We start from the raw sequence: 14030 nt of genomic DNA, 5'->3' as shown, positions 1-14030 counted from the left end.
AAAGTATGACAAAGGAAGCGGTCGGCCGGGGAACAATTCACTCGGGACCTCACACGGAGACCCCGACCGGACGACAGGACGACACGGGTGCGAACGGAGCTGATGGACGCGCAGGGCGGGGCGACCGACACCGGGCGGATCGGTCGCTACGCGACCCGCCGGGTGCTCGGCACGGGCGCCTTCGCGACCGTCTGGCTCGGCCGCGACGACGAGCTCGACGCCTGGGTCGCGATCAAGGTCCTCGCCGACAACTGGGCCCACAACGCCGAGGTCCGCGGCCGGTTCGTCGAGGAGGCACGCACGCTGCGGCGGATCTCCGACGCCCGGGTGATCGGCGTCCACGACATCGGGACGCTGCCCGACGGACGCAGCTACTTCGTGATGGATCACGCCGACGGCGGCACGCTGGCCGACCGGCTCGGTCGGCTGACCCGCGCCGAGGCGCTCGGCTACGCGGTGGAGGTGGCCCAGGCCGTCCAGGTGCTGCACGACCACGGCGTCCTGCACCGCGACCTCAAGCCGAGCAACCTGCTGCTGGCGAAGCGGGCGGGCCGGACCGACCGGTTGATGGTCGCCGACCTCGGGACGGCCAAGGCGCTGGCCGAGGCCTCGGGTCTGACGCTGTCGGCCGGCACCCCGGCCTACATGGCCCCCGAGCAGGCGCACGGACGCTGGGGGCTCGACCAGCGCGCCGACGTCTACGGGCTCGGGGCGGTCACCCACGCCCTGCTGACCGGACACCCGCCGTTCCCCGGCGAGCGCGACCTCGCCGCGGTGGCCTTCCGCGACCCGGCGACCCGGCCCGAGCCGGTCGACGGTGGCGGACCGCTCGACGAGCTGCTCGCCTCCGCACTCGCCTTCGACCCGGCGGACCGGCCGCAGGACGCCCAGGAGTACGCCGACGCGCTGGTCCGGATCGCGGTGGCCGAGGCGGCCGGCCGGATCGACGACCGGCCGACCCAGCTGATCCCCCGTGCCGTCGACCCGGCACCGCGGACCACGGCCTCCGGCACGACGTCCGGGACCACCCGACCGCCGGTGCCGCCGCCGCGACGAACCGACGAGTCCGCGGTCTCGGCCCGGACCCCGTGGGAGGCGCGCGAGGAGGCGGCGCCGGTCGAGCCGGTCCGGCCGTCGGCTCCGGAACCGGCCCGGGCAAGGTTGTCCGCCGGCGGGCTGGTCTCCATCGCGCTGCTGGTCTTCGTAGTGGTCGCGGTGGCCACCTGGCTGCTGCTCGCGGTGTTCTGAGCCTGCCGAGCGCACGCTGAGCCCGCACGCTGAGCCTGTCGAAGCGCCAGCCACGACCTTCGACGGGCTCAGGGCACCGTGATCACACCCTTCGACGGGCTCAGGGCACCGTGACCACGCCCTTCGACAGGCTCCGGGGACGGTCAGGCGAAGTCGGGGTTGTCGGCGCGGGCCCGGCTGGGCTGCACCCGGGACGGTTCGCCCGGCATCTTCGGGTGGTCGGGCGGATAGGGCATCTCGGCGCCGCCGTACTTGCCGGTCCCCATCGTCTCGACGTCGCGGTCGTAGAGGGCCAGGGCGGCGTCCAGGGTGCCCGGCGGCTCGGCGTAGAACGGCGCCCAGACGTCACCGCGGTCGGCGAACCGCTCGGGCATCGTCTGCACGGTGAACTGCTCCGGGCGCACCTCGCTGAGCTCGTCCCAGGTCAGCGGCGCCGAGACCACCGCGGTAGGGGTCGGCCGGATCGAGTAGGCCGAGGCGATCGTCCGGTCCCGGCACATCTGGTTGAAGTCGACGAAGATCCTCGTCCCCCGCTCTTCCTTCCACCAGTTGATGGTGGCCCGGTCCGGGATCCGCCGGCCGAGCTCGCGGCCGAGCGCGATCACCGCGTGCCGGGCCTCGACGAAGCCGTAGGTCGGCTGCACCGGGACGAAGACGTGCACTCCGCGCCCGCCGCTGGTCTTGGGGAAGCCGGTCAGCCCGGCGTCGGCCAGCACGCCACGCAGCTCGTGGGCGACCGCGGCGGCGTCGGCGAAGTCGGTCCCCGGCTGCGGGTCGAGGTCGATCCGCAGCTGGTCGACCTTGTCCGGGTCGGCCCGCTTGACCGGCCACGGGTGGTAGCGCAGGGTGCCGAGATTGGCCATCCAGACCACCGTGGCCAGCTCGGTCGCGCAGACCTCGCGCGCCGTCCGGCCGGAGGGGAAGGTGATCTCGACGCTCTCCACCCACTGCGGGACGCCCTTGGTGGGCACCCGCTTCTGGTAGAACGCGTCGCCGAAGCCGTCGGCCCGGGTGCTGAGCTTCGCGTCCGGGGACCAGCCGCCGGGCCAGCGCTCCATGGTCACCGGCCGGTCCTGCAGGGCGGCGAAGATCCCGTCGCCGACGGCGAGGACGTACTCGATCATCTGCAGCTTGGTGATCCCGACGTCGGGGAAGTAGACCTTGTCCGGGCTGCTGACCCGGACCGCCCGCCCGCCCGCGTCGACCTCGACCGCCGTAGTCGGCATGCGCTTCACCCTAGCGGGCAGACTGGGCGGGAACAGCGGACGAGGTCGCGGGCGTTGACGTCCGTGCAGACGACCGCGGTCACAGCCGTGACCGCGGCGACAGAGGAGGACCGATGACCGACACCACGAAAAACCCGGCCGCCACCGTCGGCAAGGTGATCAAGTCCGAGGACGAGTGGCGCCGCCAGCTGAGCCGCGCCGAGTACCACGTGCTCCGCGAGGCGGGCACCGAGCGGCCGTACACCGGCGAGTACACCGACAACAAGGCGGCCGGCGTCTACCGCTGCCGGGCCTGTGGGTACGAGCTGTTCCGCAGCGACGAGAAGTTCGAGAGCCACTGCGGCTGGCCGAGCTTCTTCGCGCCGCTGGCCGAGGACCGGGTGCGCTACATCGAGGACCGCTCGCTCGGCATGCGCCGAGTGGAGGTGCGCTGCGCGCGGTGCGACAGCCACCTCGGGCACGTGTTCGAGGGCGAGGGGTACGACACCCCGACCGACCAGCGCTACTGCATCAACTCGATCAGCATGACCTTCGAGCCCGCCGGGGCCTGAACGTCGCGGCTGGTCGGCCCGCGGCCGTGCGGGCCGGCAGCCGACAGCCGACGAGCGACCACGCAGAACGGCCCGTCCCCGACCGGGGGCGGGCCGTTCGACGTCAGCGGTCGCCGAGGCTCACCAGGAGGCCAGCAGGTCGGCCAGCTCCCGGCGGCGTCCGGTGTAGAACGGGATCTCCTCGCGGGTGTGCCGACGGGCGGACGCCTTGCGCAGGTCGCGCATCAGGTCGACGATCCGGTGCAGCTCGTCCGCCTCGAAGGCGAGGATCCACTCGTAGTCGCCGAGCGCGAACGAGGCCACCGTGTTGGCCCGGACGTCCGGGTAGGGCCGGGCCAGCTTGCCGTGCTCGACGAGCATCGCCCGGCGCTCCTCCTCGGGCAGCAGGTACCACTCGTAGCTGCGGACGAACGGGTAGACGCACAGGTGCGCCTTGGGGTCCTCGCCGGACATGAACGCCGGGACGTGGCCCTTGTTGAACTCGGCCGGGCGGTGCAGCGCGACCTGCGACCAGACCGGCTCCAGGCTGCTGCCCAGCGTGCCGCGGCGGAGCGCGTGGTAGGCGTCCTGCAGCGTCTCCGAGGTCGGCGCGTGCCACCAGACCATCAGGTCGGCGTCGGCCCGCAGCCCGGCGACGTCGTACCAGCCGCGGACGGCCAGGTCGGCGTCCGGGGTGGCCGACTCGATCTCGGCCAGCGCCGCCTCGGCGACCTCCTTGGGGTCGCCGTCCGGACGCCCGGTGCGCCGGAACACCGACCACATCGTGTAGCGGATGGTGTCGTTGATCTCCCGTGCCTTGACCGCACCCTCGACCCGCACTGGGTTCTCTCCTCGTCTCGTTCCGGTCACGTCCTGGTCAGGCCGACCCGGCCAGCAGCTCGCCTGCGGCCCGGTCGCCGCTGGCGATGCAGGCCGGCAGGCCCGTCCCGTCCAGATAGGCCCCGCAGAGCGCCAGACCCGGGATCGGGTCGACCGCCGCGCGGAGCCGGGCCACCCGTTCGCGGTGCCCCACCAAGTATTGCGGCAGTCCCCCGCCCCACCGTTGCACCCGGGAGTCGACCAGCTCGGCCCCGGACCAGCCCGGCACCGCGGCCAGCTCGGCCAGCGTCTGGGCGACCAGCTCGGCGTCGGGGTGCTGGAGCCCGCCGACCTCGCCGTAGCGGCCGAGGCTGGCCCGCACCACCGCCGGCGGTTCGGGTCGGTCGGGGTAGGCGCGGGCGGCGGCCTCGGCGACCCAGCCCCACTTGTTGGACGCGTAGGTCAGCGCCTTGACGCTGGGCAGCTGCCCGGGCGGCACCAGCAGGCCGGACCCGCTCAGCTCGGCGCCGCGGACCACCAGCGTGATCACCGCCACCGAGGCGTAGGGGATGCCGGCCAGCTCGGCCGCCGCCTCCGGGGCGACCTCGAAGGTGAGCCGGGCCGCGGCGCCCGCGGGGACGGCCAGCACCACGGCGTCGGCCTCGAGCAGCTCGGGGTCGGTGTTCGCGCCGACCTCGCAGACGAAACCGCCGGAGCCGCGCGGCCACATCAGCCGGACCGGGCAGCCGGTCCGCAGCGCGACGCCGTCGGCGCGCAGCGCGTCGGCCAGCGCGTCGACCAGCCCGGTCACCCCGCCGGCCAGTCCGGTGAAGACCGGCCCGGCGCTCCCCGGCACCGGCACCGGCCCGGCCAGCGCGCGGGCCGCGGCCAGCAGCGACCCGCCGGCCGCGGCGCGGGCCCACAGCGTCGGGTTGACCGCCGCGAACGACAGCTCGCGCGCGTGCCCGGCGTAGACCCCGCCGAGCAGCGGCTCGACCAGCCGGTCGGTCACCTCGGGGCCGAACCGCTCGTCGACGTAGCGCCCGATCGGGACGTCGGCGGTCAGCGGCGGCGCCGGCAGCCCGGGCTCCTGTCGGGCACGCTCCAGCCCGGCCGGGCTCAGGTAGCCCTCGAGGGCGTCGAGGTCGACCGGGACGCCGAGCAGGGTCCGCGGCAGCCGGCGGATCTCGCCGTCGATCAGCACCTGGGGGGCGGCCGGGGTCGGGCTGACCTGGCGCTCGGCCAGCCCCAGCTCGGCGATCAGCGCCGGACCCTCGGGCCGGCGGGCCAGCATCGACTCCGCCCCGCTGTCGAGCACGAGATCGTCGGCCAGGCCGGGGCCGCGCAGGCCGTCGGGTGCGCCGGTGTCGAACACGGTCCGGGCCAGCTTGCCGCCGAGCCGGGACGACCCCTCGAGCACGGTGACCCGGACGCCGGGATCCCGGGACAGCCGCCGGGCCGCGACCAGCCCGGAGAGACCCCCGCCGACGACGAGGACGTGGCGGCCCGCGGGGCCGGTTCCGGTCACCGGCAGGTCCCCGGTCGGGTCACGACGAGGCGCCCAGCCCGAGCTGCTCGCGGACCTCGGCGCGGATCTCGGCACCCTCGGCGTGCACCAGGTCGACCACCCGGGCCAGCATCTCCGGGTCGCTCTGCGGACCGACCCCGTGGCCGAGGTTGAAGATGTGACCGGGCGCCTCGGCGCCCGACCGGAGCACCTGCCGGGTGCGCTCGGCGACCACCGGCCACGGCGCGGCCAGCACCGCCGGGTCGAGGTTGCCCTGGACGGCGTACCCCCGGCCGATTCGCCGGCTCGCCTCGGCCAGCGGGAGCCGCCAGTCGACCCCGACGACGTCGGCCCCGGCCGCCCCCATCAGCCCGAGCAGCTCGGAGGTGCCGACACCGAAGTGGATCCGCGGCACGCCGAGCTCGGCGATCCGGCTGAGCACCTGGCGCGAGTACGGCAGCACGAACCGGCGGTAGTCGTCGGCGCTGAGCGCCCCGGCCCAGCTGTCGAACAGCTGGACCGCCGAGGCCCCGGCGCGCACCTGGACGGCGAGGAACTCGGCGCTGATCGCGGCCAGCCGGCTGCACAGCTCGCCCCACAGCCGCTCGTCGCCGAGCATCAGCGCCTTGGTGCGCGCGTAGTCCTTGCTCGGGCCGCCCTCGACCAGATAGCTGGCCAGGGTGAACGGCGCGCCGGCGAAGCCGATCAGCGGGGTGTCGCCGAGCTCGCCGACCAGGATCCGCACCGCCTCGGTGACAAAGTCGACGTCGTCGGGCTCCAGCGCGCGAAGCTGGTCGAGCCCGGCGGCGTCGCGGATCGGCGCCGCGATCACCGGCCCGGTGCCGCTGACGATGTCGAGGTCGACCCCGACCGCCTTGAGCGGCACCATGATGTCGCTGTAGAAGATCGCCGCGTCGACGCCGTACCGGCGGACCGGCTGCAGGGTGATCTCGGCGACCAGCTCGGGCCGGGTGCAGCTGACCAGCATCGGGATGCCCTCGCGGACCTTGCGGTACTCGGGCAGCGAACGGCCGGCCTGGCGCATGAACCAGACCGGGACCTCGGTCTGCCGGTGCCGGCACGCGGCCAGCAGCGCGGGCTCGGTCGGCGGCGGGCTCTCGGCCTGCTGCTGAGGCGTGGTGGACGGGACGGGCACGGGCGTCATCTTCGCACGCGACCCAAGGGCGTCCGGGGGCTCGCACCGGCCCGGCCGGGCCGACGGATCGGCGCGTCGGGCCAGCGCGCCCGGCGCCCGGTGCGTACTGTCAGGGGGTGGCCGTTCACACCGGATCCGCGGCGGCTCCGGACCTCTTCCGGCGGGTCGCCGCCGAGCTGGCCGCTGCGCCCTGGCGCGCCGAGCTCCAGGTCGAGGAGATCCCTGCTCCGCAACGGATCGCGCCGCACGCCGCCGCGATCACCGCCGACGTCGTCATCGCCGACCGCGAGATCGGCAGCGGGCGGCTGGTGCTGCTGCACGACCCGGCCGGGAACGCGGCCTGGGAGGGCACCTTCCGGTGCGTCACCTTCGCCCGCGCCGACGTCGACCCGGAGATGGTCACCGACCCGCTGCTCGCCCAGGTCGGCTGGAGCTGGCTGATCGACGCGCTGGAGGCGCACGGCGCCGACTACGTCGCGCCCAGCGGGACGGTCACCTCGGTGAGCAGCGAGTCCTTCGGCGGGATGGAGTTCGACCCGCCGCGCGCCGAGGTCGAGGTCCGCGCCTCCTGGACTCCCGAGCTCGGCACCACCGGCTCGCTGCTGCCGCACCTCGAGGCCTGGGGTGAGCTGCTCTGCACCACCGCCGGACTGCCGCCGCTGCCACCGGGCGTGGTGTCGATGCCGTCGCGCCGCGGTCCGCACGCGCGAAGTCGCCCCCGTTGACCGTTCCCCCCGCCTCCTTCCCCGCCGCCTCCTCTCCCGGGTCCCCCGAGGAGTCCGCCGGAGAGCTCCCCGGCGCGTCACCCGACCCGCCGTTGCTGACCGCGCCGGCCGAGGGCGTGCCCGAGGTCGTCCGCACCGTCGACGCGCTGGCCGAGGCGACGGCCCGGCTGGCCGGCGGGCACGGGCCGGTGGCCGTCGACGCCGAGCGTGCGCACGGCTTCCGCTACAGCCAGCGCGCCTACCTGATCCAGTTCCGCCGGGCCGGGTCCGGGACGGTGCTGATCGACCCGGTGATGCTGGCCGCCGACCAGCACCGCGCGCCGGGGTCGCCGGCCGTGCCGACCGTGGCCGGGCCCGAGACGCCGGCCGACCTGTCCGGGCTCGGCTCCGCGCTCGCTGACAGCGAGTGGGTGATCCACGCGGCCACCCAGGACCTCGCCTGTCTGGTCGAGGTCGGGCTGGTCCCGCCGCGGTTGTTCGACACCGAGCTGGCCGGCCGGCTGCTCGGCTATCCGCGGGTCAACCTCGGCACCCTGGTCGAGCAGCTCTTCGGCGTCCGGCTGCTCAAGGAGCACTCGGCCTCGGACTGGTCGGTGCGGCCACTGCCGGACGCCTGGCTGGTCTATGCCACCCTCGACGTCGAGCTGCTGGTCGAGCTCCGCGACGCGCTGGCCGCCCAGCTCGTGGCCGCCGGCAAGGACGACTGGGCCCGGCAGGAGTTCGACCACCTGGTCGCCGGGGCGACCGCCCCGCGCGAGCCGCGGGCCGATCCTTGGCGGCGCACCTCGGGCATCCACAAGATCAGGACGGCCCGCGGGCTGGCCATCGTGGCCGAGCTCTGGCGGGCCCGCGACGCGATCGCCCAGCGCACCGACCGGGCGCCGGCCCGGATCCTGCCGGACTCGGCGATCGTCGAGCTCGCGCTGCACCGGCACCCGAGCCGCAAGGTGCTGCAGAGCCTGCCCGGCTTCACCAAGCGGCCGGTCCGGCGCTGGGAGAACAACTGGCTGCACGCCCTCGACACCGCGCTGGCGCTGACCCCGGACCAGCTGCCGCCGCTGCACCGCAACACCGACGCCCCGCCGCAGGCCCGGATCTGGGCCAGCCGCGACCCGGTGGCCGCCGCCCGGCTGCAGCGGGTCCGCAGCGTGCTGATCACCGAGGCCGAGCGGCTGGGGCTGCCGATCGAGAACCTGGTCACCCCCGAGTACGTCCGGCGGCTGGCCTGGACCCCGCCGGAGCCGGCCACCGAGGCCGCCGTCGACGCCTTCCTGGCCGAGCAGGGCGCGCGCCCCTGGCAGCGCGCGATCGTCGTCCCGCTGATCACGCCGCGGCTCCCCGACCCGCGTCCCTGACGGCCCGCTCCGCGACCGCCCCGGTGGCGTTCTCGGGGTGACAAGCCTTTGTTACTCGTGAGTAATATACGGCGCATGCCACGCACCGCACGCGAGGTCGTCTTCGTCGACGGCGTCCGCACTCCGTTCGGCAAAGCGGGTTCGCTGTACGCCGAGACCCGGGCCGACGACCTGGTGATCGCCTGCATCCGCGACCTGCTGCGCCGCCACCCCGAGCTCCCGCCCGAGCGGGTCGACGAGGTCGCCGTCGCCGCCACCACCCAGATCGGCGACCAGGGGCTGACCATCGGCCGTTCGGCCGCACTGCTCTCGGGGCTGCCGAAGTCGGTGCCCGGCTTCGCCATCGACCGGATGTGCGCGGGCGCGATGACCGCGGTGACCACCACCGCCTCCGGGATCTCCTTCGGCGGCTACGACGTGGCCATCGCCGGCGGGGTCGAGCACATGGGCCGGCACCCGATGGGCGAGCAGGTCGACCCGAACCCGCGGATCGTCGCCGAGAAGCTGGTGGACACCTCCGCGCTGGTGATGGGCTCGACCGCGGAGAACCTGCACGACCGGTTCCCGGGGATCACCCGACAGCGCGCCGACGCCTACGCGGCGACCAGCCAGGCGCGGGTCGCCCAGGCCTACGCCGACGGCGTGCTGCAGGAGGCGCTGGTGCCCGTGGCCACCCGCAGCAGCGAGCTCGGCTGGGGTCTGGCCACCGTCGACGAGCCGCCGCGACCGGGCACCACCGTCGAGACGCTGGCCGGGTTGCGGACGCCGTTCCGCCCGCACGGCCGGGTGACCGCGGGCAACGCCGCCGGGCTCAATGACGGCGCGACCGCCTGCCTGCTGGCCGCCGAGGACGTCGCCGCCGAGCTCGGGCTGCCGGCCGCCATGCGGCTGGTCGCCTTCGGCTTCGCCGGGGTCGAGCCCGAGGTGATGGGGGTCGGCCCGGTGCCGTCCACCGAGAAGGCGCTCCGGGCCGCCGGCCTCGGCATCGACGACATCGGCGCGATCGAGATCAACGAGGCGTTCGCCGTCCAGGTGCTGGCCTTCTGCGACCACTTCGGGCTCGCCGAGGACGACACCAAGATCAACCCGTACGGCGGCGCCATCGCGCTGGGCCACCCGCTGGCCAGCTCGGGCGTGCGGCTGATGATCCACCTGGCCCGGACCTTCCGCGAGCACCCCGAGGTGCGCTACGGCCTGACCACGATGTGCGTCGGGCTCGGCATGGGCGGCAGCGTGATCTGGGAGAACCCGAACTGGAGCGACCGATGAGCGACCTGCAGCAGCTGATCGAGCGCGCCTCCGCGCTCACCGAGGGTGAACTGGTCACCCGCGCGCTGGCCCGCGACGTCGCCCTGCCGGGCGGCGGCGGTGACCGTCCCGGCACCGCGGTGCTGATCACCCTGGACAACGGCCAGGACCACACCAGGCCGAACACCCTCGGACCGCGCAGCCTCGGCGAGCTGAACACCGCCCTCGACACCGCCCTGGCCCGGGCCGACGCCGGCGAGATCAGCGCGATCATGATCACCGGCAAGCCGTTCATCCTGGCCGCGGGGGCCGACCTGACCGGCGTCCCCAAGATCACCGACCGCACCCAGGCCGGCATGATCGCCGAGCTCGGTCACGCGGTGTTCGCCAAGCTCGGGGACACACCGGCCGACCACGGCGTGCCCACCTTCTGCTTCGTCAACGGGCTCGCGCTCGGCGGCGGGCTGGAGATCGCGCTCAACTCCACCTACCGGACGGTCTCCGCGGCCGCCCGCGGCATCGGGCTGCCCGAGTGCTTCCTGGGCATGCTGCCCGGGTGGGGCGGCGCCTGGCTGTTGCCCAACCTGATCGGCGCCGAGCGCGCGATCGGCGTGATCATCGAGAACGCGCTCAGCCAGAACCGGATGCTGTCGGGTCCGCAGGTCGCCGAGCTCGGCATCGCCGACGCGATCTTCGACGGCGCCGACTTCCTGGCCGCCTCGATCACCTGGGCGGCGGGCGTGGTCCGCGGCGAGATCACCGTCGAGCGGCCCGCGGTGGACCGCGGCGAGGCCTGGGACGCGGCGGTGGCCGCCGGCCGCCGGTTCGCGGTCTCCAAGATCGGCAAGGCAGCCCCCGGACCGCACCGCGCCCTCGACCTGATCGCCGCGGCGAAGACCTCCACCCGCGACGAAGGGTTCGCGGCCGAGAACGAGGCCCTGGCCGACCTGCTGATGAGCGATCAGCTGCGCGCCGGGCTCTACAGCTTCGAGCTGGTGCAGAAGCGCGCCCGCAAACCCGCCGGTGCGCCGGAGTCGTGGCTGAGCCGCGACGTCGGCAAGGTCGGAGTGGTCGGCGCCGGGCTGATGGCCACCCAGCTCGCGTTGCTCTTCGCGCGTCGGCTGGGCGTCCCGGTGGTGATCACCGACCTCGACCAGGGTCGGGTCGACGCCGGGCTGGCCCGGATCGCCGGTGAGCTGGACGGGCTGGCCGACAAGGGCCGGATCAGCACCGACCAGCGGAACCGGTTCGGCGCGCTGGTCAGCGGAACCACCGACTACGCCGACTTCGCCGACTGCGACTTCGTGATCGAGGCGGTGTTCGAGGAGCTCGGCGCCAAGCAGCAGGTGTTCGCCGCGCTCGAGCAGCACGTCGGCGCGGAGTGCGTGCTGGCCACCAACACCTCGTCGCTGTCGGTGACCGCGATGGCCGAGGGGCTGGCCCACCCGGAGCGGCTGATCGGGTTCCACTTCTTCAACCCGGTGGCGGTGCTGCCGCTGCTCGAGGTGGTGCGGACGCCGTCGACCGACGACGCCACCACTGCGACCGCGCTGGCCGTGGCCAAGGGGCTGCGCAAGAACGCGGTGCTGGTCAAGGACGCGCCGGCGTTCGTGGTCAACCGGCTGCTGACCCGGATGATGGGCGAGGTGCTCGGCGCGATCGAGGAGGGCACCCCGATCGAGGTGGCCGACACCGCACTGCGTCCGCTCGGCCTGCCGATGTCGACGCTGACGCTGCTCCAGCTGGTCGGGCCGGCGGTCGCGCTGCACGTCGCCGAGACCCTGCACGACGCGTTCGGTGACCGGTTCGGCGTCTCCGCCGGGCTGCAGAAGCTGGTCGCCTCAGGCCGCAGGACGATCGCCGACGTCGGGCCGGACGGCACGCCGGTGATCCCCGACGAGGTCCGGGCGATGTTCTCCGGCGGCACGTCGCCGAGCACGCCGGAGCAGATCTGCGACCGGGCGCTCGCCGCGCTGACCGAGGAGGTCGGGCTGATGCTCGCCGAGGGCGTCGTGGCCGCTCCGATGGACATCGACCTGTGCCTGATCCTCGGCGCCGGCTGGCCGTTCCACAACGGCGGCATCGTCCCGCTGCTCGACCGCGAGGGCTGGACCGAGCGCCTGCTCGGCCGTCGGCTGCTCCCGCCGGGCGCCGCCAGCGTCGCCGCCTGAGCCCCTCGACGGCGCGCCTGAGCCCGCCGACGGTGCCCTGAGCCTGTCGAACCTGTCGAAGTGCCCTGAGCTTGTCGAAGGGCCCGGGAACGGAGCACGAGGGTGTGATCATGGCCGGGTGACGGACCCGACCATGATCACGCTCCCGGACGGCGTACGGCTCCGCACCTGGACCGCCGGGACGACCGACGGCGCTCTGCCGGTGCTGATGATCAACGGCGGCCCCGGGCTGCCGTCGTACCTGCAGGACGTGGCGGCGCTCGTCGACGACCTGACCGCGGTGACCCGGTACGACCAGCGCGGCACCGGCGGCTCGCCCGGGGACGGCCCCTTCACGGTGGCCGGCCAGGTCGCCGACGTCCTCGACCTGCTCGACGCCCTCGGACACCCGCGGGCGGTGCTGGTCGGGCACTCCTACGGCACCGACCTCGCCTGCCAGGTGCTGATCGCCCGTCCCGAGCGGGTGGCGGGGCTGGTGCTGCTGGCCGGTCCGTTCACCGAACCGTGGCGGGCCGAGACCCGGGCCACCGAGCACGCGCGCCGCTCCCCGGCCCAGCGGCGACGGCTGGCGGAGCTCGACGCGCTGCCCCACCGGACCGAGGACGAGGAGACCGAGTTCCTCGCGCAGAGCTGGTTCACCGACCACGCCGACCCCGAGCGTGCCTGGACGTGGGCGCTCGAGTCAGCGCGGATCCAGCGACCGGTCAACTATGCGATGAACGCCCAGCTCAACGCCGACAAGAAGACCGTGCCGCTCGAAGACCGGATCGAGGTCCTGCGGAGGCTGCTCCCGGCCGGATCGATGATCATCGGCGGCGCCGGCGACCCGCGCCCGGCCTCGGCGCTGCGCCGGATCGGCGCCGCGCTCCGCTGCGAGGTGGTGATCATCGACGGCGCCGGCCACGACCCCTGGCTCGAGCGCCCCGACGCGTTCCGGAGCGCCTTCCGGACCGCCGTCTCCCGTCTGGTCCGGCCCGCGTCGGGGATCTGACCGGGTCCTCGCGGTTGGATCCCCGACACGAGGCGAGATCCACTGTCGGTGCCGCCCGGTAAGACGGGCCCGTGGAGCAGACCGAGCGACCGCGCGTGGTGATGAACGTGCGAGCCAGCGTCGACGGCAAGATCGCGCTGACCCCGGAGCAGACGCTGATGCAGGTCCCGAGCGCGGCGCTGTGGAACGCGCTGTTCCCGTCCGGCGACCCGTTGACCGCGGACCCCTTCGTCCAGGCACAGCAGGCCTACCGGTGTGGCGCCACCCTCGAGGGCGCCAACAGCCTGGTGCCGGTCGGCGTCGACCCCGAACCGTTGCCGGACTTCACCGGCGACCCGGAACCGCTGTACGAGCACTTCCTGCCGCACCGCGAGACGGCCGGTGACTCACCGCCGCACCTGTGGTTCGTGGTGGTCGACGGACGCGGCCGGGTGCGCTGGTCCGAACGTCATCCCGGCTGGGACGTGCTCGCGCTGGTCTGCCGGTCCACCCCGGCGGACTATCTGGCCTCGCTGCGCGAGAACGCGATCGACTATCTGGTCACCGGCGAGCACCGGGTCGACCTGCCGGAGGCGCTCCGGGCGCTCCGCTCGCTGCTGGGCGTCCGTTGCCTGGTCTCCAGCGCCGGCGGCGAGCTCAACGCCGCGCTGCTGCGCGCCGGTCTGGTCGACGAGCTGGTGCTGACCGTCGCCCCCGCCGCGATCGGTGGAGCCGCCACCCCTGGTGTGCTCGGCGGCCCTGCGCTCGCTACCGGCGAGCACCCCGTTCCGCTCCGGCTGCTCTCAGTCCACACCGACACCGCCGGCCTGGTCCGCCTCCACTATGCCGTCGGCGCCCCCTGAGCCGGTCCGAGAGGCTGTCCGGGCTCGCGCTCCGACAGGCTCAGCGCGCGTTCTGTCCGCGAGCGCTTCGACAAGGTCAGCGCGCGGTTGGCGCGTGACGTCACCACCGTGCCCTGAGCCTGTCGAAGGGCTTTCGCCGCCGCCCTTATGCGCTTCGACAGGCTCAGCGCACGTTCTGTCCGCGAGCGCTTCGACAGGCTCAGCGCACACGT

General features: G+C 74.2%; 12 protein-coding genes. 8 read left to right on the top strand and 4 right to left on the bottom strand.

Annotation, left to right across the window (positions count from 1 at the left end; genetic code table 11):
- Positions 1-87: 87 nt before the first annotated feature.
- Positions 88-1248, top strand: coding sequence for a serine/threonine-protein kinase (locus FHX74_RS12470; protein WP_220483902.1), 1161 nt, complete (start codon positions 88-90; stop codon positions 1246-1248).
- A gap of 143 nt (positions 1249-1391) precedes the next feature.
- Here the strand turns inward: FHX74_RS12470 and FHX74_RS12465 are convergent, their stop codons facing one another.
- Positions 1392-2474 (bottom strand): DNA polymerase domain-containing protein, encoded by a 1083-nt coding sequence (locus tag FHX74_RS12465; protein ID WP_182560526.1) that lies wholly within the window; start codon positions 2472-2474, stop codon positions 1392-1394.
- Positions 2475-2587: 113 nt separating this feature from the next.
- On the opposite strand from FHX74_RS12465, the gene msrB reads away from it, so the two are divergent.
- Entirely contained in the window at positions 2588-3025 is a 438-nt protein-coding gene (msrB, locus tag FHX74_RS12460; RefSeq protein ID WP_182560525.1) for a peptide-methionine (R)-S-oxide reductase MsrB, read from the top strand.
- A 120-nt stretch (positions 3026-3145) separates the two neighbouring features.
- On the opposite strand, the gene hemQ is transcribed toward msrB, so the two are convergent.
- From hemQ to hemE, 3 genes are read right to left on the bottom strand one after another with little or no spacing between them, the layout of a single operon-like run.
- Positions 3146-3844 carry a hydrogen peroxide-dependent heme synthase gene (hemQ, locus tag FHX74_RS12455; protein WP_328823802.1) on the bottom strand — a complete coding sequence of 233 codons (699 nt, stop codon included), beginning with the start codon at positions 3842-3844 and terminating at the stop codon, positions 3146-3148.
- Between the two features lie 37 nt (positions 3845-3881).
- Entirely contained in the window at positions 3882-5351 is a 1470-nt protein-coding gene (gene hemG, locus FHX74_RS12450) for a protoporphyrinogen oxidase (protein WP_182560524.1), read from the bottom strand.
- A gap of 19 nt (positions 5352-5370) precedes the next feature.
- Positions 5371-6495, bottom strand: a complete 1125-nt coding sequence (hemE, locus tag FHX74_RS12445; RefSeq protein WP_182560523.1) for a uroporphyrinogen decarboxylase — start codon at positions 6493-6495, stop codon at positions 5371-5373.
- A 107-nt stretch (positions 6496-6602) separates the two neighbouring features.
- Between hemE and FHX74_RS12440 the strand changes: the two genes are divergently transcribed.
- The 6 genes from FHX74_RS12440 to FHX74_RS12415 all read left to right on the top strand — a co-directional run bounded on the left by FHX74_RS12440 (position 6603) and on the right by FHX74_RS12415 (position 13818).
- On the top strand, positions 6603-7211 hold the full coding sequence (locus FHX74_RS12440; protein ID WP_182560522.1) for a DUF3000 domain-containing protein: 609 nt from the start codon (positions 6603-6605) through the stop codon (positions 7209-7211).
- Positions 7208-8566 carry an HRDC domain-containing protein gene (locus tag FHX74_RS12435; protein WP_235970687.1) on the top strand — a complete coding sequence of 453 codons (1359 nt, stop codon included), beginning with the start codon at positions 7208-7210 and terminating at the stop codon, positions 8564-8566. The genes FHX74_RS12440 and FHX74_RS12435 overlap by 4 nt, the downstream gene beginning before the upstream one ends.
- A gap of 75 nt (positions 8567-8641) precedes the next feature.
- Positions 8642-9835, top strand: coding sequence for a thiolase family protein (locus FHX74_RS12430; RefSeq protein ID WP_182560521.1), 1194 nt, complete (start codon positions 8642-8644; stop codon positions 9833-9835).
- Positions 9832-11985, top strand: coding sequence for a 3-hydroxyacyl-CoA dehydrogenase NAD-binding domain-containing protein (locus FHX74_RS12425; protein WP_182560520.1), 2154 nt, complete (start codon positions 9832-9834; stop codon positions 11983-11985). Before FHX74_RS12430 ends, FHX74_RS12425 begins: the two co-directional genes overlap by 4 nt.
- A 118-nt stretch (positions 11986-12103) precedes the next feature.
- Entirely contained in the window at positions 12104-12976 is an 873-nt protein-coding gene (locus tag FHX74_RS12420; protein ID WP_328823801.1) for an alpha/beta fold hydrolase, read from the top strand.
- A gap of 71 nt (positions 12977-13047) precedes the next feature.
- Complete coding sequence (locus FHX74_RS12415) at positions 13048-13818, top strand: RibD family protein (protein WP_182560519.1); 771 nt, start codon at positions 13048-13050, stop codon at positions 13816-13818.
- Positions 13819-14030 lie beyond the last annotated feature (212 nt).

It is taken from the genome of Microlunatus kandeliicorticis (assembly GCF_014137855.1).
Lineage (GTDB): Bacteria > Actinomycetota > Actinomycetes > Propionibacteriales > Propionibacteriaceae > Microlunatus > Microlunatus kandeliicorticis.
The sequence above is the reverse complement of the archived record's forward strand: the minus strand, read 5'-3'. Positions and strand labels throughout refer to the sequence as shown.